Genomic DNA, 24,225 nt, shown 5'->3' on the forward strand with positions numbered 1-24,225 from the left:
TCATAAAGATCAAAAGAACAGCAGGGCGACAGCCAGCCCCTAATAGAATCAATGATGAAATCACTGGTGTACCTGAAGTCCGTTTATCAGGTTTAGATGGTGAGCCAATTGGTATATTAACTATAAAAGAAGCTCAGATCGTTGCAGATGAAGCCGGAGTTGATCTAGTAGAGATCAGTCCCAATGCTGAGCCTCCTGTCTGTCGTATAATGGACTACGGTAAGTTCCTTTTTGATAAAGCGAAAGCTCAAAAGGAACAAAAAAAGAAGCAAAAACAGGTCCAGGTTAAGGAAATTAAATTCCGTCCTGGCACTGATGAAAACGACTATCAGGTAAAACTACGCAACCTGATTCGTTTTCTGGAAGATGGTGACAAAGCGAAAATTACGCTGCGTTTCCGTGGTCGCGAAATGGCACACCAAAACCTAGGTATGGATCTTTTGAACCGTATCAAGGCTGATTTGGAAATATATGCGGTTGTCGAATCTTTCCCGAAAATGGAAGGCCGTCAAGCAATTATGGTGCTAGCACCTAAAAAGAAATAGTAGGGCAACCTAAAGTAGCAAAAGTCTCTTGAGGCTTTTGCTCGCCTTACGTTTATTAACGTCCCAATGCGGAGTTTTAGAAATGCCTAAAATGAAAACAGACAAGGGTGTAGCGAAGCGTTTTAAGAAAACCGCTAATGGTTTCAAGCGCAAGCAAGCACACTTACGTCACATTTTGACCAAGAAAAGCACTAAGCGTAAGCGTCACTTACGTGCTAAATGTTTAGTTGCTAAATCTGACGTTCCAGCAATCGCGCGTCAACTACCATACGCTTAATTTAGGAGATAGAAAATGCCAAGAGTTAAGCGTGGTGTAACCGCACGTGCTCGTCACAAGAAAGTACTTAAACTAGCTAAAGGTTATTATGGCGCTCGTAGCCGTACTTACCGTGTTGCTGTTCAAGCAGTTACTAAAGCTGGTCAATATGCTTACCGTGACCGTCGTCAGAAAAAACGTCAATTCCGTCAGTTATGGATTGCACGTATTAATGCAGCGTCTCGTCAAAATGGTCTGTCTTACAGCCGTTTCATTAACGGCTTGAAAAAGGCGTCTATTGAAATCGATCGTAAGATTTTGGCTGACATCGCTGTTTTCGACAAAGTTGTTTTTGCAACTTTAGTTGAAAAAGCAAAAGAAGCGTTAAACTAAGTAATTAGTTTGTCGCTTAAAAAGAGGAACCTTCGGGTTCCTTTTTTTATGCCTGTAACAATTTTAATATCTGCAATAATCACTCACCCAAATCACATTTATGTGTATTTTACTTAGGTATCTCACGCTTATATAAATGTAGCCATTGATATTAATTAATCGCAATACTGGGCTTTTTATTAATCACTTAAGTGAGGCATTAAATACTGGCCTGTGAGTGATTTTTAAAGACGTACCTATAACAAGTGTCTAGTTAGGCTGATTATATTCGGTTTTACTAAACCTTAATGTTGATAATAATGATAATAAATGGGCTTAAATTTGATGAATATGTAATTTATTATCAAATTTGTCGCAACTATTAAAAGTCTCACTACTCAGCGCTTGCATACAGTGGTATAACTAAATAAATTTTGTCCATCCACTTCACTTAGGATAGTAGTAATGATCTTTTCTAAAGTCACGCTTGCTCCAGCAGACCCAATTTTAGGCTTAACAGATGCTTTCAAAGCTGATACTCGGCCTCACAAAGTTAATTTAGGGGTAGGTATTTATAAAGACGAAGCAGGGCAAACGCCGATTCTATCTTCTGTAAAAAAAGCTGAAGCCATTTTACTTGAAACCGAAAAGACAAAAAACTACCTGGGTATTGAAGGTGTCCAAGCCTATAATCAGGTCGTTCAAGAATTATTGTTTGGACCTCAGAGCACTATTATTACTGATAAACGTGCGGTTACAGCTCAAGCCCCAGGTGGAACAGGTTCGTTACGAGTAGCATCAGAATTTTTAGTTCGAAATACTGGGTCAACCACCATTTGGGTCAGTAATCCTACTTGGGCCAATCATCAAAATATTTTCGAAACAGCTGGATTAACGGTTAAAGAATATCGTTACTATAAAGCTGAAAGCCACGATATGGATTTCGACGCGATGTTAGCCGATTTATCTACTGCAAATGTTGGTGACGTGGTATTACTCCATGGTTGCTGTCATAACCCAACCGGTATCGATTTATCGTTGGAGCAGTGGCAACAAGTCGCTAATATTTGTTTAGAAAAATCATTATTGCCGTTATTTGATTTTGCTTACCAAGGTTTTGGTGCAGGTATTGAAGAAGATGCTCAAGGTTTGCGTGCCGTTGCCACTGTGGTACCAGAGTTATTAATTGCTAATTCGTTTTCTAAAAACTTTGGTTTATACAATGAGCGTGTTGGCGCGGTAACTATAGTTGCAGAAACTCAACAAGATGCAGTGACAAGTTTTAGCCAAATTAAAAAAACCATTCGCGCAAATTATTCTAATCCTCCGGCACACGGTGGCTTAATCGTTAGCACCATTTTATCTGATGCTGCACTGCGTCAAGAATGGCAAGCCGAATTAACTCTGATGCGTGAACGTATTGCCGAAATGCGCACTTTGTTTGTTGAGAGTTTAAAATCTGAAGGCGTACAACAAGATTTCAGTTTTATCTCCCGCCAAAATGGTATGTTTAGTTTTTCTGGTTTAAACAAAAGCCAAGTGGCTCGTTTAAAAGATGAGTTTGCTATCTATATTGTCGGTTCTGGTCGTATTAGCGTCGCAGGCTTAACAAAAAATAATATGGCTGCAGTATGTAAGGCGATTGCACAAGTTATCTAGCATTGAATGCATGAGACACAAAAAGGGCTACTTTAAGTAGCCCTTTTTTATGCCTTTTTATAGTGACATGACAAGGTCACTCAAACTCAGCAACAAAGGCCACTTGAACTTAGGCTATGCAGTCAACCGGTTTATGGTGTAAGTCACAAACTTGGCCAATCGCTGCCGCTAATGCCAATTTATCATGAAGCCCAGGATGATGTTGACTGACTAATGGGAAACAATTAAAACGAACACCGTCGATATTTGAGTGATAAAGATCAATTTCTTTACCATGCTGAATAACATCAGCAATGACTTTTTTACCTATTACCTGATTAAACCAAGCAATTTTATCTTCAATACTAAAAGTACTTGCAGGTGAGTACTCCGCGGTTAAGTTATCAATTAACATCACATGTGCGTTCGAGTCACGAATGCTCTTGGCAATTTGTGGCAGTAATAAAGGTGGAAGTATACTGGTTAAAAAACTGCCTGGACCAATAATAATTAAATCCGCTTTTGCTAGGGCGCTACATGCTTCAAAAGTGGCTTCTACTTCGGGCTCTAATGATAAAGCAATCGGTGCCTCACTCATGCCATCAACGTTGAGTTCTCCAAACACTTTGTTACCACAATGGGACAGCGCAACAAGGTGAGTCGAGGCTTCAGACATAGGGATAATTTGGGTTTCAATTTTAAGTAAACCTCGAATTAAATTAACAGCTTCAAGAGGTCTTACGCAAAGCTGATCGAGTGCATGTAACACCAGGTTACCTAAGTTATGGCCAGAAAGTTCATTGTCGCCGGTGAAGCGATGATCAAACAACATCGAACCTAACGAAGGCCGTGATGCAAGGTGTGAAAGACAATTACGTAAATCGCCCCACGCGATAGTTTGCTGATCCTGTCTAAGTCGTCCGGTAGAACCGCCATTATCAGTGGTGGCAACAATGCCGGTTAATCTTGGGCCTAAAAAAGATAATGCAGCTAGAATACGGCCTAATCCATGTCCGCCACCAATGGCGACAACATGATGATAATTATTGAGTTGTTGATTCAACATAATTTTAGCTCAAGTCCTTGAGTTGTTGAATAAAACGATACGCAGTTAATGAAACACTGCCCCGTTGTCACTGTCGATTAATTTTAACTGTATATGGTCATTAAAGTGTAATTATTTTTAGGTTTTGCTATCTGAGACAATCACAAATGTCATTCTCAGATTTGGATCACGCTAATCACAAAAGTGCTTTACTGTATCCTATCGACCTTTAAGGTTATAATTAATTATATTTATAAATTGAAAATGCATTTTGATAAGGCAGGTACTGTTGAAAATAGGCACTATAGGTCAAGTGACATTTGCGTTAGGCTTAGCCGTTTTAGCACTGTTAGCAATTAGGCTATGGATTATCCCTAGTCAGACACAGGTCTCGGTAGACTCAGCAGCACAGCAGCTAAGTAACATTGACCTTGGTAAAGTACCTAAGTTTGCTGAAATAAGTGATATTCCTACTAAAAAACAAACTTTCTTTAATTATTTTCGTCCTGCTATAGAAGCTCAAAATCAAATTATTATTCACGAACGTCAATTTTTATTGGCTGTTATTGAGCAAATTGATAATGGTTTAGGATTAAGTGAAGCGGATAATAATAGGCTTACATCACTTTTAAACAAATACCAATATGACGTGAAATCATTTACTCGTAATACCTTGACGCCATTGTTAAAGCGCATCGATATTATTCCTATTGATATGGTGCTAATACAAGCAGCTAATGAGAGCGGGTGGGGCAGTTCCCGGTTTGCTATCGAAGGTTTTAACTTTTTTGGTCAATGGTGTTTCACTGAAGGTTGTGGTTTAGTTCCATTAGCAAGAACCGATGGCAAAACTCATGAAGTTGCAGTTTTTGATTCGCCCAAGGATTCTATTATTGCCTACATGATTAATTTAAATACCCATCCAGCATATCGCGTATTCCGGTCTATTCGTGCTGATTTACGTGCGCAGAAAGTTAAGCCTACGGCTGAAAAGTTAGTCTATGGCTTAATTAATTATTCAGAACGAAAAGATGAGTACATTGATGAATTACTCGAAATGCTAAAACACAATAAACAATATCTACAAGGGAATAACGCGAATGCGTAATCGTACGTTAATTAACGGATTTATTTTTATATCGTCTATTTTTTTAATCAACAGCAGTAGCGCTGAAACCGTGTCTTTAGAATACAAAGGCTTTTATGACCGATTAAAGCAAGTCAATAAGCAAAACTATCCATTAGTTGAGTTAGCATTTAGCGTTCCAATCACCCCAGATTGCACCATAGTGTCAGGCAGTATTACTACCGAGAATGACCAATATCCATTAACGTATAGTAAACAACAGCGATTATTTATTCCTTATGATCCACAGTTAAAGTCTGATAGAGGGTTAGTCAATATTAAGGTGGCTGGAGAGGCTAAACAGTGTGCGATTGCCATGCAAGTTAGAGCGAAAGAAACCAAACAAGGTTTCACTCAAACTGAGCTGTTAGCCTTAACAGAGGATATGAATAAACTGCTTGATGGTTTACAAGGTTTCCCGATGAAGTATTTCCGCAAACCGATTAATGGATTATCGTTTGAGTTTACAGATATGCAAAACCAGACAGTGAAAGTCGTCATCGATGATGTGGAAACGATTGCTAAGGAAAAATATACCTTAACAGTTGAACAAATAAATCAGCTAAAACAGATTTCATTTACTCAAAAGCCTAGCATTATCAGTCCTCTGGTGACCCAGTAATAATAAAGGCGTTGATGTTCATCAACGCCTTTGATTTATATCGCTATCGCTATCGTTAACATGTTTACTAGGGTTTAAATGTTGCCACTACATCGATTCGATTGCTGATGTCTAAATTAATATGACCATTATTACTGATATCGACAAAATCAAACGCTGGTAAGTCTGCATCCGCTACATCGCCAGTGTTAACTACATCTGGATTACGTTTTAGCGATACAAAATCAAACTGTTCACGATCTACACCTTGCGATGGCGAGGTGTTTTGCATTGCAGTAAAGATAGTTTCAAGACGCCCCGGATGTTGTTTGTCCCACATTTGTAGCATGTCTTTAACGGCACCACGCTTTAAATTCTCTTGCGAACCACACAAGTTACAAGGAATGATAGGAAACGATTTCAGTGTCGAATACTCTTGAATATCTTTTTCACGACAATAAGCCAAAGGACGGATGACAATATTGGCACCGTCATCAGACAAGAGCTTAGGTGGCATGGCTTTTTGTTTGCCAGCAAAAAACATATTTAAAAATAATGTTTCGATAATATCGTCACGATGATGACCTAATGCAATTTTTGTTGCACCAATATGTTGAGCAAAGCCATAAAGAGTACCACGACGCAAACGAGAGCAAAGAGAACACGTGGTTTTGCCTTCAGGGATTTTTTCTTTAACGATAGAGTAAGTATCTTTTTCGAGAATGTGATAAGCAACGCCTATCTCATCTAAGTAAGCTGGTAAAACGTGTTCCGGAAAGCCAGGTTGTTTTTGGTCTAGATTAACCACCACAATTTCGAATTTAATTGGGGCACGTTGTTGAAGATTTAATAAAATATCTAACATGGTGTAACTGTCTTTGCCGCCAGAAAGACAACACATGACCCGATCACCATCTTCGATCATATTATAATCTGCAATGGCAGAGCCAACGTTATGTCGCAGACGCTTTTGCAGTTTATTCATACGAGTAATATTTTTTTTAACGATTGTATCTACTTCAACTTCAGACATAAAAATGCGCCCAGTAACCAAGTGTTTCAGGGCGCGTATTATTCCAGTATTCTAGGTCAGGGTAAAGTAGTTAACCCATTCTAATGAACACTAATCTTCTAAAGGTGATTTATAACCATCGGGTTTGATCGCTAACAAGTCGCAATTTATGCTGTCGATAACATGCTCTGCAGTGTTACCAATTAATGCCGCTGAAAAACCAGTGCGACCAACAGTACCTAATACCACTAATTCTGCATCTAACTTTGCTGCCATTTCGGGAATAACATCTTCTGGTAAACCTTCTTCGACATGGCAATTTTCAAGAGGAATATTATAAGCTTGTGCTAAATATTGTACTCTTTGTTCATGCTGCATACGCACAGTGTTGTTATACACATTTGCATCAAAATCGGGCAACTCAATGGCTAAGTTAACTGGCGTACCAGGATAACCATTAACCAGATGCACACTTGCAGAGAACTTTTTAGCTAAATCAAGCGCATGGTTAATAATCTTACCGTTTAGGCTTTGATGATCTTCATCTTCACTCACCACATTAACGGCACAGACAATTTTGCCTTCAACTGGCCAGTCGTGTTCTTTAACCAGCAGCACAGGCACTGGAGATTTACGCATTAAATGCCAATCTGTCGGAGTAAAAATAACAGCTTTTAATTTATCGTGTTCATGGGTGCTTTTAACAATCAAGTCATACTGACCTTTCATTGCATGATTAATCACGCTCTCAAAGGGACGATTATGCCAAACAACTTCAGTATTAATCTTGATATTAGACTGACTAAAACCACTAATCGCATTTTCTAACCAAGCAACACGTTGATCAATCACACCTTGACGCATCGCTTCACGTTCTTGGCTAGATAGGATTGAGGTCATCTCGTAAGAGAAGTCAAAAATAGATAAAAATGCAGTAATATCTGCCTGACTTCTTGTCGCTAATTCAACAGCACGTGCCAATGCGGGTTGATGATCCGTTGTAGGATTAATCACCACTAATATCTTCTTATAATCCTTCATATAACCTCCAAAGCTGTTGAGTTTTTTACTTGTTTATTTGTTGATAGTATTACCGTTTCCTAATGAATAAACTATGAGATAGATCATACAAATTTAATTTAAGTGGCAATCCGCGCATTTCCGGCAAGAGTACTTAATGCTGCATGATCCACAATCGAAATGTATTTACCTTTAACTTCAATTAGTCCTGATTTCTGGAATCGTCCTAATAAACGACTAATCGTTTCAACCGTTAATCCCAAATAGTTGCCAATATCACCTCGAGTCATAGTGAGACGAAATTCATGGGGAGAGAAACCACGATTACCAAAACGATTCGCAAGATTATTAATAAATGCGGCTAAACGTTCTTCGGCATTTTTCTTAGAAAGTAGGAGGATCATTTCTTGATCACTCATAATTTCATTACTCATTAATCGCATGATTTGCTGACGTAGTTTAGGCATAGTGCCTGATAACTGATCTAGGGTATCGTAAGGAATTTCGCAAACCATTGACGTTTCTAATGCTTGCGCAAAGCTTTGATGTCGTAGGGCATGAATACCATCAAAACCAATCACATCACCGGCAAGATGGAATCCGGTAATTTGTTCATCGCCTTGTTCTGTAATGGTATAGCTTTTAATGGTACCAGAACGAATAGCATACAGTGACTTAAGTGTGTCACCAGACTTGAAGATAAGGTCACCTTTTTGAATGGGTTTTTTACGTTCAATAATGTTATCAAGTTTATCAAGCTCATCATTGCTTAACGTAAAAGGAATACACAAGGCTTCCATGCTGCAGTCATGGCAATGAATGGCGCAACCTGTTGTGGATGGACGAGCTTTTATCAAATCTGAAGACATACCCATTCTCAATTTATGAAGACAATTATATGTTATACCATTCTGAACTAATAAGGTACTCCGACGATATAGAGTAATATTAGTAAACAGAAGTCTATTTATCACACCATGTTAGCTCTCAATACATCATGAAAATGTGTATTAATTGCGAGTTCACTGACAACAATCTACGCATTAATGCTTGTTATATTATCTTATTTTCACAGTAACTAAATGTACAAGTCACACATCAAACTATTGATTCTAATAGTAATTAGATTCAGCCTTTGCTAATGCATATCAGCTAAAGTGGTTTTATCATTGGTTGTTACAATATCATAAAATAACAGTGACCGAACTATATGAGTTGTTGAAAAGCTATGTAAAGTGTTTGCAAACCAAATACCACTAATAAGCCACCACTGAATAATCTCACTGCACGCTTTTGTACCCATTGCGCCAAGGTTTTCGCCGCTAAACCAGCAGCAAATAAAGCAGGTAAAGTGCCTAAACCGAACGCCAACATGATCAAGGCGCCTTGTAATGCGCTACCTGATGCAACTGACCAAGTGAGTGTGCTGTACACCAGTCCACAGGGTAACCAGCCCCAAACCATACCCGCCATAACAGCCTGTAGCGGGTGAGTTATCGGTATAAATTTACGGGTTAGCGGTTGTATATATTGCCACAAAAATTTACCCACTTTCTCAATATGCACAATGCCGAACCATATCTGAGCAATATAAAGCCCAGTCAATATCATCATGACTCCAGCAAAAATTCTCAGGAATATTAGATAGCTATCAGCATCAAATAAATGACCTAAGGCTGACACACTGCCACCGACAATGGCCCCCGCGATGGTATAACTAAAAATACGCCCAAGATTATAGCTAAAAAGAAACGTCAGTTGATTGCCTAGGCGACTTTGGCCATTAGTGGGAATGTTGGCTGAAAAAGCACCAATTAATCCGCCACACATGCCAAAACAATGTGCAGCCCCCATTAAGCCAACAATAAATGCACCACCAAGATTATATTCAATCACAAGCTTTACTCTGGTTTATGTGCAGTGTCTGAGGCCATGGGTTCTGGCTTATTTTTTACAGCAGCGATATGAGTATCACTATTTGATGGTTGCTTATCGATATCACTGGTTACACTGACGTTACCTTTATTGTTGGTACTGTCTTCATCAAATAAAATCGACACGCTTTGTCTATCAAGATCATCAAATTGTTCAGACTTTACCGCCCAAAAGAAAATTGAAACTGCAATTAATACAAACAACATCGCAATAGGTATTAATACGTAAATGATACTCATAATTTGATCCTAAGAAGGCGTAAACTGTTACTCACCACTATCAATGAGCTAACAGACATACCAATAGCGGCAATATACGGAGCAACATGTCCGGTAACCGCTAATGGCAAAATAATAATGTTATAAGCGAAAGCCCATAAAAGATTTTGATGAATGATGCGCTGGGTTTGCTTAGCGACATAAATAGCATCATTAAAACGTGATAGGTGATCGCCGAGTAAAATTAAGTCCGCACTGTTTTTGGCAATTGCACTTCCGCTTCCCATCGCTACTGACAAATTTGCACCGGCAAGTACTGGCGCATCATTAATACCGTCGCCAAACATGGCTACATTAGCATCTTGCTGTAAGCGATTCACTAAGGCTAACTTATCTTGAGGTGATAAACCTGAATGCACATCTGAAATACCAATTTTATGTGCTAAAAACTCAACATGTCCGGAATTATCACCACTGGCAATACTCAGTTTTATATTGGCAGCCTTTAACGCATTAACCGTCGCGATACTATCAACACGTAACTTATCAAGCATTTCGATTTTGGCAATTAGCTCGTTATCAATAGAAAGGTAAATCCACTGACTTTGAGTGGCTTTTACTGATATCGGTAACATATCTGGGCTAACAAATTGTGCCGTTCCAATAGACACTTGCATTTGGTCCATACTGGCTCGAATGCCTAAACCAATATGATGTTCAACTGTTTCTACTTGATGTTGATTATCATAAAAAGGGCTAAATGCTAATGCAATCGGGTGTAGAGATCCTTGTTCAATGGCCGCTGCAATAGACAGTACTTGCGCTGATGAATATCCAGCAAAGGTTTGTACATCACCAATTGATAATTGGCCACAGGTAAGCGTGCCAGTTTTATCAAACACCACATGATTAATTTTGGTCAGTTTCTCAAAAATACCTGGTTTTCGAGGGATCACACCTAACTTAGTAAAAATAGCGGTTGCGCAAGTAACGGCAGTTGGCGTGGCAAGGGCGAGGGCGCATGGGCAGGTTGCGACCAACACGGATAATGTAATCCAAAAAGCATCTTCTGGTGATACGAACGACCAGACGACATATGTTATTGCTGCTATGGATAAAACCGTACCGGAAAAGTATCGCGCTAAACGGTCGGCAATTAAAGCAATGGTAGGTTTATTATTTGATGCAAGCTCTTGTAAACGAATGATCTCTGCAACCAATTGATCTTGCCCGAGGGCTGTCACTCGCACTTCAATAGGTTGCTCGATATTGATGGTGCCGGCATAGACTTTATCTAAAACGCGTTTACTGATTGGCATTTGTTCACCGGTAAGCATAGCCTCATTGACGCTTGATTGTCCGGTTACCACTTCGGCATCAGCGGCAATCACTTCGCCTGGTTTGACTAAAATAATATCGCCAATGGTCAATTGTTTAGCGGCAATCTCAGTGATCTCACCCTCATGACATAAATGCGCTGTCAGCGGCACCAGTTTGTGCAAATTACTCGAACTAACAGAAGCTTTTTGCCTTGCAGCTTGTTCAAAGTAACGACCTAATAATAAAAAGAAGGTAAACATGGATACGGATTCAAAATACACTTCGCCATTGCCTTGCATAGTCGCAATACAACTGGCGATATAAGCACCTAAAATTGCAATTGAAACAGACACATCCATATTAAGTTTGCCACTTAATACACTACGAAGAGCACTAAAATAAAAGGGTTGAGCTGAGTAAAGCACTACAGGCGCTGCAAAAATTAAACTTACCCAGCGAAAGTAGTCACGAAATTGAACATCCAGATCAGTAAAGTATCCGGTGTATAAGGCGAGGGCAAACATCATCACTTGCATGGTCGCAAAACCTGCAAGCCCTAAGCGAAGTAAGAATTTACGACTGTCTGCTTTAGATTGTTTTTCTTGTTCATCAACTTGGTAGGGCGCAGCTTGATAGCCAATTTTACTGATTATTTGTAAAATTTCACTGAGTTGAATACGTTCACTGTCCCAGCTGACTAACGCTCGTTGTGTGGTGGAATTAACCAGCACATTAGTGATACCCGCAACCGGTTTGAGTTTATGTTCAATTAACCAGGCACAAGCAGCACAGGTAATACCGTCGATAGACAAAGAGGTTGAATCAATAGCACCTTGTTTATGGACAAAATCTTGCTGCACTTCCGGTAAATCGTAGGCACTGTATTGCGACAACTGTTCTGGCACCAGTGCCGTCTGACGATTTCCAGGTTCACTGCGAAATTGATAATAACTGCTCAGGCCTGCATCCATAATGGCCTGCGATACGGCTTGGCAACCTGGGCAGCACATAGGCTGTGCTTGCCCATTTATTATCGTAGTAAACTGATCTCCCGTAAGAACTGGCTCATTGCAATGAAAGCAAGATGTCATGTGGCTTTACCAACTTCATTTAATAATTTTTAATCAGATACGCAGTCAATGTGTTATTAATTGAGCCAATATTCAACATCATCTTTAATATCAATTCGTTGCTGGATACGCCATTTGGCATCAAATCCTTCAATGCGTACTTCCCAAGGCCCTGTTATCGCAGAATCTAATGGGATGTGATACACGTAATTTGCGTCAGCAGTAGCATTTAAACTGAAGTCTTTGGCTTCTATTGTCGGATGGTAAAACTGCACATTCAGCGCTGCACGATATTCCGGACCACCTTGTTGGGTAATTTTTAATTCTTGATCTGCAACCGTGACTAAAAATTTCATGCCAATTTGTTGAGCATATTTTATTTTGCGCAAATCCATGTTTATCGCTTTACCTTGCTTATAGTAATCTTCTGCTACCAATGAGTCAGAATTATCTAAAGCAATCTTTAAGGTCGTTAAACTGGCAATAACGGCACACAAAGGCAAGATGATTAAAAACCAAGGCCAAAATTGCTTATACCAAGGGAGTTGATCCGACATAATACATCCTAAAATAGTGGTAATAATTCGGGGGACATTTTACCCCGTAATGGCTTAATAATCACTTAAAAAAAAGGCCTCGATAATCTCGAGGCCTTAATATTACTTATAACTAACTATTTGTTTGATAAGCTATAAACGTAAGCTGTAATGACGTGAACTTTCTCTTCACCAAGAATGTCTTTCCATGCTGGCATCACACCGGCACGACCATTAATGATAGATTCAGCAATCACACCACGGCTTCCGCCATATAACCAAATGTTATCAGTTAGGTTGGGCGCGCCCATGAACTTGTTACCTTTTGCATCCATACCATGGCATGCAAAACAACCTTTCATGAATGAACCTTGACCTTGGGCTGCTAACGCTTCGTCATGTTCACCACCAGATAGTTTTATGACGTATTCAGCTAGACCTTTAATCTCGCTGTCTTCGATAGGTAAACCACCTTTAGGCGGCATCATACCGTTACGACCATTCATTAACGTGGTTTTAATAGTGGCTAAATCGCCACCATATAACCAATCGTCATCTGTTAGATTCGGGAAGCCTTTAGAGCCGCGAGCATCAGAACCATGACACTGTGAACAGTTTTGTAAAAACAAACGTCCGCCCACTTTTAATGCTTCAGGATCTTTTACCAACTCTTCTAACGGAGTCGCTAAGTAAGCCGCAAAAATAGGACCGTATTTTTCGTCAGCGTGAGCCACTTCTCGGTCATACTGTGATAAACGGTTATCATTTTTTGCTGCTTCAATCGCTGCCGCTGAGTCAGCTTTAATGCCTTTGTCAGTGCCAATACTTTGGTTAGAACTTGTCCAACCAAACAGACCTTTATAGTTTCCTAGGCCTGGATATAGAGCTAAATAGATCACACCGAAAACGATGGTTAAGTAGAACATGTACGCCCACCACTTTGGTAGTGGGTTGTTCAGTTCTTCAATACCATCAAAACTGTGGCCCATCGATTTACCTTCTTCTACACCAGTGTAGTTATTATTAACTACCTTAAGAAGGATAAAACAACCAGCAATGACCACAATCGTCAGTACAGAAATCCAAATGCTCCAGAAGTTACTCATAATCATTACTTCTGATCTCCCGAGTCTTTCGACATTTTTGCAAGTTCTTCTTCTGTAAACACTAAGTTCGCCGCTTCGTCAAATTTTGACTTGCTGTGCTTACTGTATGCCCAGAAAAATATCCCCACAAAAGTCACCATAACAATTATGGTCAAAATACCTTGAAAAGTACCGTAATCCATTATTGCCTCCTATTTGAGTGCGTGACCCAAAGATTGCAAATAAGCGATCAGCGCCTGCATTTCTGTCTTGCCTTCAACCGCTTTTTTAGCGCCAGCAACTTCTTCATCAGTGTAAAGATCATTACCTTTGTAGCCGCCTTTATGCAGGTTACGCAGGATTGTCATCTTGTCACCGGTCAGTTCACCGTCTAGCACATTTTCAGCTAACCAAGGGAAACCAGGCATGTTTGATTGCGGTACAACGTCACGAGGATTGTTTAAATGAACTTCATGCCATCTGTCGCTATAACGCCCACCAACACGTGCTAAGTCAGGACCTGTACGCTTAGAGCCCCACTGGAATGGATGATCCCAAACAGACTCACCAGCAACAGAGTAGTGACCATAGCGCTCAGTTTCAGCTCGTAAAGGACGGATCATTTGGCTGTGACAGTTGTAACAACCTTCACGAACATAAATATCACGACCTTCAATTTGTAAAGCTGTATACGGAATCAGACCTTCAACTGGTTCAGTTGTGTCTTTTTGAAATATCAGCGGAGTAATCTGCACTAAACCACCAAAACTAATGGCGATAACAGTGAAGATAGCAAGCAGACCGACATTCTTTTCAATTAATTCATGATTAAATTTCATCGAATCGGCTCCTTAAGCTTCTGCAATAGCAGGTAATGAATCTTTAGACGCTTTAACGGTACGAATAACGTTATAGGCCATAAGCAACATACCGGATAAGAAGAAACAACCACCAATAAAGCGTACAAAGTAGAATGGGTAAGAGGCTTCTAAACTCTCGACGAAACTGTAAGTTAGAGTTCCATCTGCGTTAACCGCACGCCACATAAGACCTTGCATAACACCTGAAATCCACATACTGACGATATACAATACAGTACCGATAGTCGCTAACCAGAAATGAACGTTAACCAGCTTCATGCTGTACATACGACCATGACCGAAAAGAATTGGGATTAAGTGATATAACGAACCAATAGACACCATTGCAACCCAGCCTAGCGCGCCAGAGTGAACGTGACCAATAGTCCAGTCAGTATAATGAGATAAAGCATTAACTGTTTTGATTGCCATCATTGGGCCTTCGAAGGTAGACATACCATAGAAAGACAATGAAACAACTAAGAAACGTAATACAGGGTCTGTACGAAGCTTATGCCACGCACCAGACAGGGTCATAATACCGTTAATCATACCGCCCCAAGAAGGTGCGAATAGGATTAATGACATTACCATGCCTAATGACTGAGTCCAGTCAGGTAGGGCAGTGTAATGTAAGTGGTGAGGACCGGCCCAGATGTATAACGCAATCAATGCCCAAAAGTGAACAATTGATAAACGATACGAATAAACTGGGCGACCAGCTTGCTTAGGCACGAAGTAATACATCATTCCCAAGAAACCAGCAGTAAGTAAGAAGCCTACCGCATTATGACCATACCACCACTGAACCATCGCATCGACTGCACCAGAGTACAGAGAGTAAGACTTAAATAAGCTTACTGGTACTGCCATTGAGTTAACAATGTGAAGTACTGCAACAGTAATGATAAAGGCACCAAAGAACCAGTTAGCCACATAAATATGGGACGTAGTTCGTTTAGCTATTGTGCCAAAGAAAACAATTGCATAGCTAACCCAAATAATCGTAATCGCGATATCGATAGGCCATTCTAATTCTGCATATTCTTTACCTTGAGTAAACCCCATTGGTAAAGTGATAGCAGCTGCAATAATAACGGCTTGCCAACCCCAAAACGTAAATGCGGCTAATTTAGGCGCAAATAGACGGACTTGGCAAGTGCGTTGCACAACATAGTAAGATGTAGCGAAAAGAGCTGATGTTCCGAACGCGAATATCACAGCATTGGTATGTAAAGGTCGTAAACGACTAAACGTTAACCAAGGTGTGTCGAAGTTCAGTTGCGGCCAGATTAACTGAGCAGCAATAAATACACCTACTGCCATACCAAAGATTCCCCACAAAACTGTGGTTAATGCGAATTGGCGAACAATAGTGTAATTGTAATCAGCGCCTGTAGACTGGGAATGGTTCATCATAATGCTTCCACGGCTTATTACTTATACTTTTAATATTTAGTAAAGCGAGCTTTACCAGTTAGATTGACAGAAGGTTATAAATTGAGCTTTTAAAAGCTATTTTTAAAGCCATTTGTCAAGGTGTTACCTCATGTTAATTCTCTCTAGCATGAGGCGGTGTTATGATACTTGAGCTAAGTCAAAAAAGATACTTCACAAAATATACCAAAGTTGATCTAGATCAAGCTCTGGAAGATAATGTTACTAACTCAGCCTAAAAGGTTAAAAATTGTGCGCAAAATTATCCAGATTTTCATTTTGACCATTTTCTTAATGTTTTTAGTAGCCTGTGACAAACCAAAAACACAAGAAAAGGATGATTTAGCAATTGATACCAGTTTATGTCAATTTTCTGCTGGAGAATGTTACAAAAAAGTAGCCGACTTACAAGTTGGTTTACTGATTGATCCCGTTAATACTCCTAGCGAGAAACCATTAATAGTTACGCTGAATAGCAATCAAGCGATCACTAATATTTCAATGAGAATAGAAGGGCGCGATATGTTTATGGGGATTATCCCCGTTTCATTGTCCGAAATTAAAGACAATACTTATCAAGGCTCTTTAATCTTTGGCTCTTGCAGCAGTAATTATATGGTGTGGCGGGTATTTATCTCATTTGATTACCAAAAACAAACACGTACCTTGATATACGACTTTTTAGCGGATAACGATAACCAGTAGGTCAATGGCTTAATCATCCTGCATATCAATACCATTGCAGGTTAGGGCAGAGGTAACTTAAACCTCAACACAAAACGACGTTTTCTTGCTCTGAGATTGAACCTCTGTTCCTATATTTATTAATAGTGTGATATTTCACCGCCAAACGCTGCTGTAAAATGTGATTATTAACCTTTTTGACCCCATCCTTATGCAAGCCAATCATTTCTACTCACCATCCATTGTTGAAACATAACTATTTATGTTAACTAAATTGTGACAAACCGCGCAGAAGTGACGTTAACACCAACAACGTAATTGATAATCATTCTCATTGATGTATGATAAATCTAACTCGCTCAATCTTCAAACTGAGAAGGGAAGAGGGTAAACGTGAGAGAGCCCAGAATCAACGTGGCTAATTACAATAAACGCTTAATAGATATAGCTAAAAAGAAGGGGGTAGACATGAACAGATTAAATGTCTCTATTGATGCAGATAAAGTGGCCCAATTAATCAAAGCAGGCCATTTATGTGCTGCCGACCTGCAATGTTTAGATAAGGCAAGTAAACAAACCGTTTGGCAGCTATGTCTATGGAGCTGTCAAAAACGAACATCTTGCCACAATAAGCAATGCCATCAGGCGTGTACTAGATTAAACCCCATAGATCATTGTGTGTCGCAACTGATATCAGACCAGCATATTGCCGTAAACACATATTAAAATGACCCATATTAAAACCTACAATTGAAATCTGTTTCGTTAAAGAATCATCATCATTGATGCCGATAAATAACATTATCGGCATCAGGCAAAAAATAGTATAATAAACTAATGTAATCAATAACCTATATTTAAGAATATGCCAAAGAACATAAGTGATGAGTTACCGCCAGTATTGCCACTATTTGATGCGGCAGAGTATGTACTTCACGGTAATGCTTACATAAATCAATATATTACCAAAATATCAATCGAAAAAGTTGCTGATGCAGGACTCATAATAGAGCATTGTGCTGATTGGTTATTTGAGCAAAAGCAGTCTGAAAATAACTATAAAGCCTATCGTAGCGAATTAACTACGTTTCTACATTGGTGTTTCGATGTTGTGGCATTATCGCCTATATCAGTCACACGAAAAGACATTGCCAAATACATCGATTACTGCCAATCACCACCAAAAGCATTAATCGGGTATTTTAATGTTGCGCAATTTAAACTCAATAAAGCCTCTGGAGAGCGATCACCAAACCCACAATGGCGACCATTTATAGGCAAAAAACAACTTGGGAAATGTTTACCATATCAACTAAGTGATAATGCACTTAAGACCAAAGTTGCCATATTATCGTCATTTTATGGCTATCTCATTAGCGAGGAATATACCGAGCGAAACCCAGCTCAGTTATGGCTTAAACATAGTCGGTTTGCCATAAAACGTAAATTCACTATCGATGAAGACAATAATCATCACGCATTTACCGAGTTACAGTGGTCTTATGTTATTAGCACCGTTAGCCAATTGGCCAGCACTCAGCCGGAACAACATCAACGCAGTTTATTTCTCATTACACTATTATATAGCTGCTATTTACGCATATCTGAAATCAGTGCCCGTGCAGGTTATGCGCCCATCATGAGCCAGTTCAGACAAGATCCACATTCTGGTATTTGGTATTTCCATGTACCATTTTCCAAAAGCGGCAAAGCCCGTAATATTGCCATATCAAAAGCCTTGCTGGCTGGATTAGTGGATTATCGACGTTATCTAAAGCTCAGCGATTTACCCAATATCAACGATCAACATCCTATATTTGTCAGGCACAAAGCCGCAGCCCATGGACGAGAATCTGGTGTCATAAACGCCAATCTTGGTATTCGGCATATACGAGACGAAATAGACAAGCTCATTAACTTAGCTGCAGACAATGCCGCTAAAGATGGTTTTGATCATGACAGTCAACTTATGCGAAAACTCAGTGCTCATAATATTCGTCACACTGGGATCACCCATGATATCAATATCAACCGGCGGCCATTATCACATGTCCAGGCCGACGCTGGTCATGAGAGCATCGACACAACATCACAGTATTTGCACACCACACAAACTGAACGACATCAGAGTGCATTCAATAAACCATTAAATCATCTCGCTGAGATTAAATAATTGCTAGGAACAGACCGTAAAAAATTAAAGTATGCAATCTCAGCACGATGTTAAACACAGTATTGATGTCTGTATGCTAGGTTTTGATTAGAATGCCCATGTAAATGAAACATACTGTTGATTCATATCGTTATTGAACATAACTGCAAATGCGCGCATATATATCACCTCATATATGTATGCGCACAATGTATATTATGTTAAATAGAGTATTTGTGTAAGGTAATCAAATACTGTTTTGTGATATTCGACATTGAGATCGAAACTTGATCCCACTGAAATTTGAATGGCTCTAGCCCACACCACTATTGGCCTAGAGCCATTTTTCATTGATAAAAGGAAAACTGATAATCAAATTTAACATGAGATCTAGCTATTCTGGTTGCAGAAAATAATGCCAAAGAGAAAAATGTTCCTGACATTCCTGTAATGCGCGCCTGCGTAAAATCTGTACGAACTCGACTAACGCTGTTTTTGATGTCTATGATTTTCGTGTGATTTTTTGGGGAAATGTGATGGCGGGAAATACATTCAGTACTTCCCGCTCTGGTCTTAAGATGGCATGAGTGCATGCCATCTTTGTTTAGCGGTACAACAAGATTTTAGTGTCCTGTAGCTGTTGGCGGAGTTTGAGACCATTCCTGCATAGCCTGGTCTCCTGGACGATCTATTTTAACTTTATCGCCCTCAATTGAAGTTACCCAGCTCAGCGGAATGTAATGGTGTTGACCGCTGTCATCTTTTTTCAGCTTGAGGGTGTCGGTGCCCTCCATATGATCTACAGTAGCAAATTGACCATCTTCGGAACAGACAACAGGCATATCAGGTTGAATTTGGTTGGTTTGAATCATAGTTTCTCCTCAGGGCTCAGTACAAGCCCTTCTATTTATAAATGTGCAATCAGTAATCTGACAAGCTTCACTAATCGGGATTGTCTTTGACTTTAACTGCAATAATTGGTTACTTAATGTTCCTAATCGCACAGTAAAATCATACCGATAAAACCAAATGCAGTCTGTTCGACAACGAACAGACTGCATATCTAAATCCTCTGTTACCATTGATGGTCAACTCGAATAATACATCTGTTCGTCTATCGTTTTAGTTTGCCTGTTAGGTCGTTTTAATTTTATCGATTGCCACTAAAGTGAATAATAAATATTCAGAATGTTTGTTTAACCATAACATTCTAAAATAGTTAGTTTTCTTCATCTAAAGTCATAAACGACGTATTACCACCAGAAGCGGTTGTATCAATGCTAACGGTTTTTTCTGTTAATAAACGTTGAATGAGATTATCAAAATATTCTGAACTGATAACCGGTAAAATTGCGCCTTGACGCTCGGCTAGTCTGTCACTGATATAATGTTTTCGGTCACAATGACTATCAACAACAACTCCTGATAACGCCGGATGTGCCAATAAAGTGGTTAAATGACCTAACCGGGTAACTTGAAAAACATTCTCATCAGTACCTGCTGTAACGAACTTAGCTCTAATGGCTAGCGCTTGATCATAAAATAAATCAGAAACCACCGAGATAACGGTATTTCCGGTTGCCAAAGCCGTTACGATAGAGAGCATCCAAAAATGGAAAGTTACATTTTTATCAGCAAAGCAGATGATATTACCGCGGTTTTCCAAATAGAGAATATTAGACTCGCCTGTTGGACCTGGAAGTGTTGTTGGCTTTTGCAGATGTTTTTCAACAGCCACTAATTGTGAATTAGCGGCTGTCAAAGTACGATTTAAGTCATCGGCTAAATCATCAATACTATCGATATTAGCCATTTCGACTAACATTTGACGAACAAAAGCAATACGCTGATTTAGCTCGGTCATGCGCCAGATTTTTTCTGCTACATCCGCCCTATCCATCAATAATTCTGCTTCTGCTTTTGATCCCGCATCGCTCACTAAGGCATCGACTTGCGATGGCAATAAGTTAAATTTATCGGCATCGGGAGTGGCTTTCTCTTTCACTAAACGCGTTAAATAAAAGGGGCCACCCGCTTTTGGCCCTGTACCTGAAAGACCACGCCCCCCAAAAGGTTGCACACCGACAATAGCGCCAATCATATTACGATTTATATATACATTACCTGCACGCGATAGTGTCGCCAAACGAATGGCTCGCTGTTCAATCCGGGTATGTATACCCATAGTTAAACCAAAACCTGTACCATTAATATCATCAATGATTTTTTCGATTTCATCGCCTTTAAAACGAATAATATGTACACAGGGACCAAAGACTTCATGCTTGAGCACGCTAATATTGTCTATTTCATAAAGTCGCGGTGCAAAAAAGAAAGCTTCGTTTTGTGCTATTTCATTTTCTTCATTAGATATCGCACATTGATACAATAGTTGACCATGAGTTTTCATATAATCACTGTGAGCATTGAGTGATTCTAGCGCTTTTTGATCAATGACAGGCCCCACATCAGTGCTCAGTTGTTCTGGATTACCCACATGCAATTCTGCTAATGCGCCTTTAAGCATTGTAATAATCGTATCAGCAATGTCTTCTTGCAAAAATAACACCCTGAGCGCAGAGCAACGCTGACCAGCAGACTGAAATCCTGAAGAAATAACATCATCAACCACTTGCTCTGGCAAAGCTGTGGAGTCAACTATCATGCAGTTTTGACCGCCCGTTTCAGCAATGAGAGGCACTTTTGCGCCGTCTCTATCAGCCAACGTTTGCGAAATCATAGTCGCTGTTTTAATTGACCCCGTAAAAATAACCGTTTGAATATGTGCATTAGGAATAATGATACTGCCTACTTCACTCCCCTTGGCAATAACCGCTTGTACAACCCCGTGAGGTAGTCCAGCAGACGTCATGAGTTCAATAGCACGTAATGCGATTAAACTTGTTTGCTGGGCGGGTTTTGCCAACACCGTATTACCAGTAGCAATGGCTGCAGTTACTTGGCCTATGAATATCGCTAACGGGAAGTTCCAAGGGCTGATACATAACACCACACCACGGGCTTCTAAACGATCATCTTCTGCAAGTTCAATCGCTTGTTGTGCATAATAACGACAAAAATCAACAGCCTCTCTGACTTCATCAATACCATCTTGAGTCGTTTTTCCCGCTTCCTTGATGCATAAGGCTATGAGCTCGTCCCTATGATGTTCGAGAATATCGCCGATACTGCATAATAAGGCTGCACGCTCCGATACAGGCTTTTGTGACCATGAGGCAAACGCCGTTTGAGCCGTATCTATCATCGCGAGCATGTCATCTTTGCTATGATGTCGCTGGAAACCAATGATTTCACTTTGCTTTGCTGGGTTTCTAATGGCTACAGCCCCTTCTGGGATATCACTTTCACAGAACTGGTTAGCTTCAACCCAGTTATCTAGTGATGTTTTTAACGGGGTAAGCATATTGATGTCGGTTAAATCTAGGCCCTTGGAATTATCTCGACCCGCACCATTTTCATCATGGTATAACGCAATAGGTTTGATTATCTGGCCGTTATATTTGTCTGTTAAGCGAGTCATTTTTTCAACCGGGTCTTCAAGTAACGATTCGACCGGTTGAGAATCATCAATAATGGCATTAACAAAAGAAGAGTTAGCGCCATTTTCTAACAAACGACGGACTAAATAGGCGAGTAGCTCTTTATGAGGACCAACCGGTGCATAAACGCGACATTGAACATTTTCACTGGCAACAACTTGATCATATAAAGAACCACCCATGCCATATAGACATTGAAATTCAAAACTTGTTTTGTCATTGCCCGCCAGTTCAAGAATAGTCGCCACAGTATAAGCATTATGTGTAGCAAACTGTGGATAGAGAGTATCTCTATATTCTAGTAATTTTTTCGCACAGGCGAGGTAAGACACATCAGTAGAAGCCTTGCGAGTGAATACCGGAAAATGCTGATAGCCGCCTTTTTGAGTGTTTTTAATCTGAGTATCCCAATAAGCACCTTTAACTAAACGCACCATCATTGTCCGGCCAACACGAACGGTTAACTCATGCAACCAATCAAGGATAAAAATAGCCCGCTTTTGATAAGCTTGCAGCGCCATCGAAAAGCCATTCCAACCGGCTAAATCGTCATCACTAAATACCGCCTCAATAACATCAAGGGATAAATCTAATCGCTCAGATTCTTCCGCATCAACCGTTAAACCAATATTGTATTTTTTAGCTTGCAAACAAAGCGCTTTAAGTTTGGGCACAGCTTCAGTCATTACCCGTTGTCTTTGCGCAAATTCGTAACGAGGATGGATAGCAGAAAGCTTAACTGAGATACCAGGAACCCTGCGAGGATCGTTCTTACCTGACGCGAGTGAAACCGCACCAATAGTATCTATAGCAACTTGATATGCTTTAAAATACTTATCCGCATCATCCATGGTGCGCGCACCCTCACCTAGCATATCGTAAGAATATACGAAGCCTTGCCGATCTTGTTTGGTAGCATGCTCTGTTGCAGCTTGAATCGTTTCGCCCATAACAAACTGCTCACCCATAATTTGCATGGCGTAGTTCATTGCTTTACGAATGACAGGCTCTCCTAAACGACCAATAATCTTTTTCAATAAATCAAAACTATCTTTTTCGCGCTCATCAGCATAATCAACCATAGTGCCGGTAACTAATAATCCCCAGGATGAGGCATTAACGAACAGTGAATCACTGCTGCCCAAATGACTTCGCCACTCACCTTGAGAAATTTTATCGCTAATTAGGGCATCTTGAGTGTGTTTGTCTGGTACACGCAATAAGGCCTCGGCTAAACACATCAACACCACACCTTCTTCACTGGATAATGTGTATTCTGCGAGTAAGGCATCTACAGCACCGTTTCCTGACTCATCTCTACGTATTTTTAGTGATATTTTACGGGCTTTTTCCCACGCTCTGCTGGCAGCTTCAGGGTTAACCTTTGCTAACGGTAAAATATGCTCTACCGCAACACTTTCATCAATACGATAGAACTCGCGAATTTTCTGACGAATAGGAGAGTCCGAGATATTCGAATTATTAAAAAGCATGTGCTCACCTCAATATTAATAAATTGTATTTTGCAATGACTAGAGACATTTGATATCTAAGTGATACCTAAGATTTGATGACTAACGAGTAAATTATACTGGTCTTTAGTTTTAGACTCTGTGCGTTAGCGTACTTTCGAGAATACGCTTGATAGTGGCTTTATTTTCGATTTTAATGTTTGTATTCAAAATGTTAAAAAACCTGAACACTGTGAATAACCTGTCATTTTCTTGCTAACATCGCGGAGTTTTATTGCAGA

The 24,225-nt window shown here is 39.9% G+C and carries 22 protein-coding genes and 1 pseudogene; 9 read left to right on the top strand and 14 right to left on the bottom strand.

All coding sequences use genetic code 11. The features are described from left to right. Positions 1–2 precede the first annotated feature (2 nt). From infC to H5164_RS12225, 4 genes are all read left to right on the top strand, one after another. On the top strand, positions 3–545 hold the full coding sequence (infC, locus tag H5164_RS12210; protein WP_124014861.1) for a translation initiation factor IF-3: 543 nt from the start codon (positions 3–5) through the stop codon (positions 543–545). Positions 546–627: 82 nt separating this feature from the next. Beyond that, the gene (gene rpmI, locus H5164_RS12215; protein ID WP_011496149.1) at positions 628–822 is read left to right on the top strand and encodes a 50S ribosomal protein L35; all 195 of its coding nucleotides are present in this window, start codon (positions 628–630) and stop codon (positions 820–822) included. A 15-nt stretch (positions 823–837) separates the two neighbouring features. Continuing rightward, a complete protein-coding gene (rplT, locus tag H5164_RS12220) occupies positions 838–1,194 on the top strand; it encodes a 50S ribosomal protein L20 (protein ID WP_025823422.1) in 357 nt (118 codons plus the stop codon). A gap of 444 nt (positions 1,195–1,638) precedes the next feature. Beyond that, positions 1,639–2,832, top strand: a complete 1,194-nt coding sequence (locus H5164_RS12225; RefSeq protein ID WP_182756373.1) for an amino acid aminotransferase — start codon at positions 1,639–1,641, stop codon at positions 2,830–2,832. A gap of 109 nt (positions 2,833–2,941) precedes the next feature. On the opposite strand, the gene yvcK is transcribed toward H5164_RS12225, so the two are convergent. Beyond that, complete coding sequence (yvcK, locus tag H5164_RS12230; protein ID WP_124014863.1) at positions 2,942–3,877, bottom strand: uridine diphosphate-N-acetylglucosamine-binding protein YvcK; 936 nt, start codon at positions 3,875–3,877, stop codon at positions 2,942–2,944. Between the two features lie 268 nt (positions 3,878–4,145). On the opposite strand from yvcK, the gene H5164_RS12235 reads away from it, so the two are divergent. Both H5164_RS12235 and H5164_RS12240 read left to right on the top strand, forming a co-directional pair. Further along, a complete protein-coding gene (locus tag H5164_RS12235) occupies positions 4,146–4,964 on the top strand; it encodes a glucosaminidase domain-containing protein (protein WP_124014864.1) in 819 nt (272 codons plus the stop codon). Next, positions 4,957–5,604, top strand: coding sequence for a DUF2987 domain-containing protein (locus H5164_RS12240; RefSeq protein WP_124014865.1), 648 nt, complete (start codon positions 4,957–4,959; stop codon positions 5,602–5,604). The genes H5164_RS12235 and H5164_RS12240 overlap by 8 nt, the downstream gene beginning before the upstream one ends. A 67-nt stretch (positions 5,605–5,671) precedes the next feature. On the opposite strand, the gene ttcA is transcribed toward H5164_RS12240, so the two are convergent. The 11 genes and pseudogenes from ttcA to ccoN form a co-directional block, all read right to left on the bottom strand. Next, entirely contained in the window at positions 5,672–6,616 is a 945-nt protein-coding gene (gene ttcA / locus H5164_RS12245; protein ID WP_124014866.1) for a tRNA 2-thiocytidine(32) synthetase TtcA, read from the bottom strand. 90 nt (positions 6,617–6,706) lie between these two features. After that, on the bottom strand, positions 6,707–7,636 hold the full coding sequence (gene uspE / locus H5164_RS12250) for a universal stress protein UspE (protein WP_124014867.1): 930 nt from the start codon (positions 7,634–7,636) through the stop codon (positions 6,707–6,709). A gap of 98 nt (positions 7,637–7,734) precedes the next feature. Beyond that, complete coding sequence (gene etrA / locus H5164_RS12255; RefSeq protein ID WP_124014868.1) at positions 7,735–8,484, bottom strand: electron transport transcriptional regulator EtrA; 750 nt, start codon at positions 8,482–8,484, stop codon at positions 7,735–7,737. A 337-nt stretch (positions 8,485–8,821) separates the two neighbouring features. After that, positions 8,822–9,511, bottom strand: coding sequence for a sulfite exporter TauE/SafE family protein (locus tag H5164_RS12260; RefSeq protein ID WP_124014869.1), 690 nt, complete (start codon positions 9,509–9,511; stop codon positions 8,822–8,824). A 128-nt stretch (positions 9,512–9,639) separates the two neighbouring features. Next, positions 9,640–9,789: pseudogene (gene ccoS, locus H5164_RS20205) on the bottom strand (cbb3-type cytochrome oxidase assembly protein CcoS); the annotation flags it as partial. Further along, positions 9,786–12,179, bottom strand: coding sequence for a heavy metal translocating P-type ATPase metal-binding domain-containing protein (locus H5164_RS12270; protein ID WP_182756375.1), 2,394 nt, complete (start codon positions 12,177–12,179; stop codon positions 9,786–9,788). The gene H5164_RS12270 and the pseudogene ccoS, both read right to left, overlap by 4 nt. A gap of 56 nt (positions 12,180–12,235) precedes the next feature. Beyond that, positions 12,236–12,715, bottom strand: coding sequence for a FixH family protein (locus H5164_RS12275; RefSeq protein WP_124014871.1), 480 nt, complete (start codon positions 12,713–12,715; stop codon positions 12,236–12,238). A 116-nt stretch (positions 12,716–12,831) separates the two neighbouring features. Continuing rightward, positions 12,832–13,800: a cytochrome-c oxidase, cbb3-type subunit III gene (gene ccoP, locus H5164_RS12280; protein ID WP_124014872.1), complete on the bottom strand. Its 969-nt coding sequence runs from the start codon at positions 13,798–13,800 to the stop codon at positions 12,832–12,834. Between the two features lie 5 nt (positions 13,801–13,805). After that, positions 13,806–13,982 (bottom strand): cbb3-type cytochrome c oxidase subunit 3, encoded by a 177-nt coding sequence (locus H5164_RS12285; protein ID WP_124014873.1) that lies wholly within the window; start codon positions 13,980–13,982, stop codon positions 13,806–13,808. Positions 13,983–13,991: 9 nt separating this feature from the next. Continuing rightward, complete coding sequence (gene ccoO, locus H5164_RS12290) at positions 13,992–14,618, bottom strand: cytochrome-c oxidase, cbb3-type subunit II (protein ID WP_124014874.1); 627 nt, start codon at positions 14,616–14,618, stop codon at positions 13,992–13,994. Between the two features lie 12 nt (positions 14,619–14,630). Beyond that, the gene (gene ccoN / locus H5164_RS12295; RefSeq protein WP_124014875.1) at positions 14,631–16,058 is read right to left on the bottom strand and encodes a cytochrome-c oxidase, cbb3-type subunit I; all 1,428 of its coding nucleotides are present in this window, start codon (positions 16,056–16,058) and stop codon (positions 14,631–14,633) included. 270 nt (positions 16,059–16,328) lie between these two features. On the opposite strand from ccoN, the gene H5164_RS12300 reads away from it, so the two are divergent. The 3 genes from H5164_RS12300 (at position 16,329) to H5164_RS12310 (ending at position 18,933) form a co-directional block, all read left to right on the top strand. Then, positions 16,329–16,781: a hypothetical protein gene (locus tag H5164_RS12300; protein ID WP_182756377.1), complete on the top strand. Its 453-nt coding sequence runs from the start codon at positions 16,329–16,331 to the stop codon at positions 16,779–16,781. A 447-nt stretch (positions 16,782–17,228) separates the two neighbouring features. Further along, positions 17,229–17,486 carry a hypothetical protein gene (locus tag H5164_RS12305; RefSeq protein ID WP_165870017.1) on the top strand — a complete coding sequence of 86 codons (258 nt, stop codon included), beginning with the start codon at positions 17,229–17,231 and terminating at the stop codon, positions 17,484–17,486. Positions 17,487–17,625: 139 nt separating this feature from the next. Continuing rightward, positions 17,626–18,933 (top strand): site-specific integrase, encoded by a 1,308-nt coding sequence (locus tag H5164_RS12310; protein WP_182756380.1) that lies wholly within the window; start codon positions 17,626–17,628, stop codon positions 18,931–18,933. Between the two features lie 602 nt (positions 18,934–19,535). Here H5164_RS12310 and H5164_RS12315 read toward each other — a convergent pair. Continuing rightward, on the bottom strand, positions 19,536–19,784 hold the full coding sequence (locus H5164_RS12315; protein ID WP_182722947.1) for a DUF2171 domain-containing protein: 249 nt from the start codon (positions 19,782–19,784) through the stop codon (positions 19,536–19,538). A 347-nt stretch (positions 19,785–20,131) separates the two neighbouring features. Beyond that, positions 20,132–23,965 (bottom strand): bifunctional proline dehydrogenase/L-glutamate gamma-semialdehyde dehydrogenase PutA, encoded by a 3,834-nt coding sequence (gene putA / locus H5164_RS12320; protein ID WP_182756381.1) that lies wholly within the window; start codon positions 23,963–23,965, stop codon positions 20,132–20,134. Positions 23,966–24,225 lie beyond the last annotated feature (260 nt).

The organism is Shewanella sp. SG41-3, from assembly GCF_014164545.1.
GTDB lineage: Bacteria > Pseudomonadota > Gammaproteobacteria > Enterobacterales > Shewanellaceae > Shewanella > Shewanella vesiculosa.

What these genes read in the sequence shown, in the direction of transcription:
- H5164_RS12310 (WP_182756380.1), top strand. Translation starts at nt 17,626, where the DNA reads ATGCCAAAGAACATAAGTGATGAGTTACCGCCAGTATTGCCACTATTT.
- ccoP (WP_124014872.1), bottom strand. Translation starts at nt 13,800, where the DNA reads ATGAGTAACTTCTGGAGCATTTGGATTTCTGTACTGACGATTGTGGTC.
- H5164_RS12315 (WP_182722947.1), bottom strand. Translation starts at nt 19,784, where the DNA reads ATGATTCAAACCAACCAAATTCAACCTGATATGCCTGTTGTCTGTTCC.
- uspE (WP_124014867.1), bottom strand. Translation starts at nt 7,636, where the DNA reads ATGAAGGATTATAAGAAGATATTAGTGGTGATTAATCCTACAACGGAT.
- yvcK (WP_124014863.1), bottom strand. Translation starts at nt 3,877, where the DNA reads ATGTTGAATCAACAACTCAATAATTATCATCATGTTGTCGCCATTGGT.
- H5164_RS12225 (WP_182756373.1), top strand. Translation starts at nt 1,639, where the DNA reads ATGATCTTTTCTAAAGTCACGCTTGCTCCAGCAGACCCAATTTTAGGC.
- etrA (WP_124014868.1), bottom strand. Translation starts at nt 8,484, where the DNA reads ATGTCTTCAGATTTGATAAAAGCTCGTCCATCCACAACAGGTTGCGCC.
- H5164_RS12275 (WP_124014871.1), bottom strand. Translation starts at nt 12,715, where the DNA reads ATGTCGGATCAACTCCCTTGGTATAAGCAATTTTGGCCTTGGTTTTTA.
- rplT (WP_025823422.1), top strand. Translation starts at nt 838, where the DNA reads ATGCCAAGAGTTAAGCGTGGTGTAACCGCACGTGCTCGTCACAAGAAA.
- H5164_RS12270 (WP_182756375.1), bottom strand. Translation starts at nt 12,179, where the DNA reads ATGACATCTTGCTTTCATTGCAATGAGCCAGTTCTTACGGGAGATCAG.
- H5164_RS12240 (WP_124014865.1), top strand. Translation starts at nt 4,957, where the DNA reads ATGCGTAATCGTACGTTAATTAACGGATTTATTTTTATATCGTCTATT.
- ttcA (WP_124014866.1), bottom strand. Translation starts at nt 6,616, where the DNA reads ATGTCTGAAGTTGAAGTAGATACAATCGTTAAAAAAAATATTACTCGT.
- rpmI (WP_011496149.1), top strand. Translation starts at nt 628, where the DNA reads ATGCCTAAAATGAAAACAGACAAGGGTGTAGCGAAGCGTTTTAAGAAA.
- ccoN (WP_124014875.1), bottom strand. Translation starts at nt 16,058, where the DNA reads ATGATGAACCATTCCCAGTCTACAGGCGCTGATTACAATTACACTATT.
- H5164_RS12305 (WP_165870017.1), top strand. Translation starts at nt 17,229, where the DNA reads ATGAACAGATTAAATGTCTCTATTGATGCAGATAAAGTGGCCCAATTA.
- H5164_RS12285 (WP_124014873.1), bottom strand. Translation starts at nt 13,982, where the DNA reads ATGGATTACGGTACTTTTCAAGGTATTTTGACCATAATTGTTATGGTG.
- putA (WP_182756381.1), bottom strand. Translation starts at nt 23,965, where the DNA reads ATGCTTTTTAATAATTCGAATATCTCGGACTCTCCTATTCGTCAGAAA.
- ccoO (WP_124014874.1), bottom strand. Translation starts at nt 14,618, where the DNA reads ATGAAATTTAATCATGAATTAATTGAAAAGAATGTCGGTCTGCTTGCT.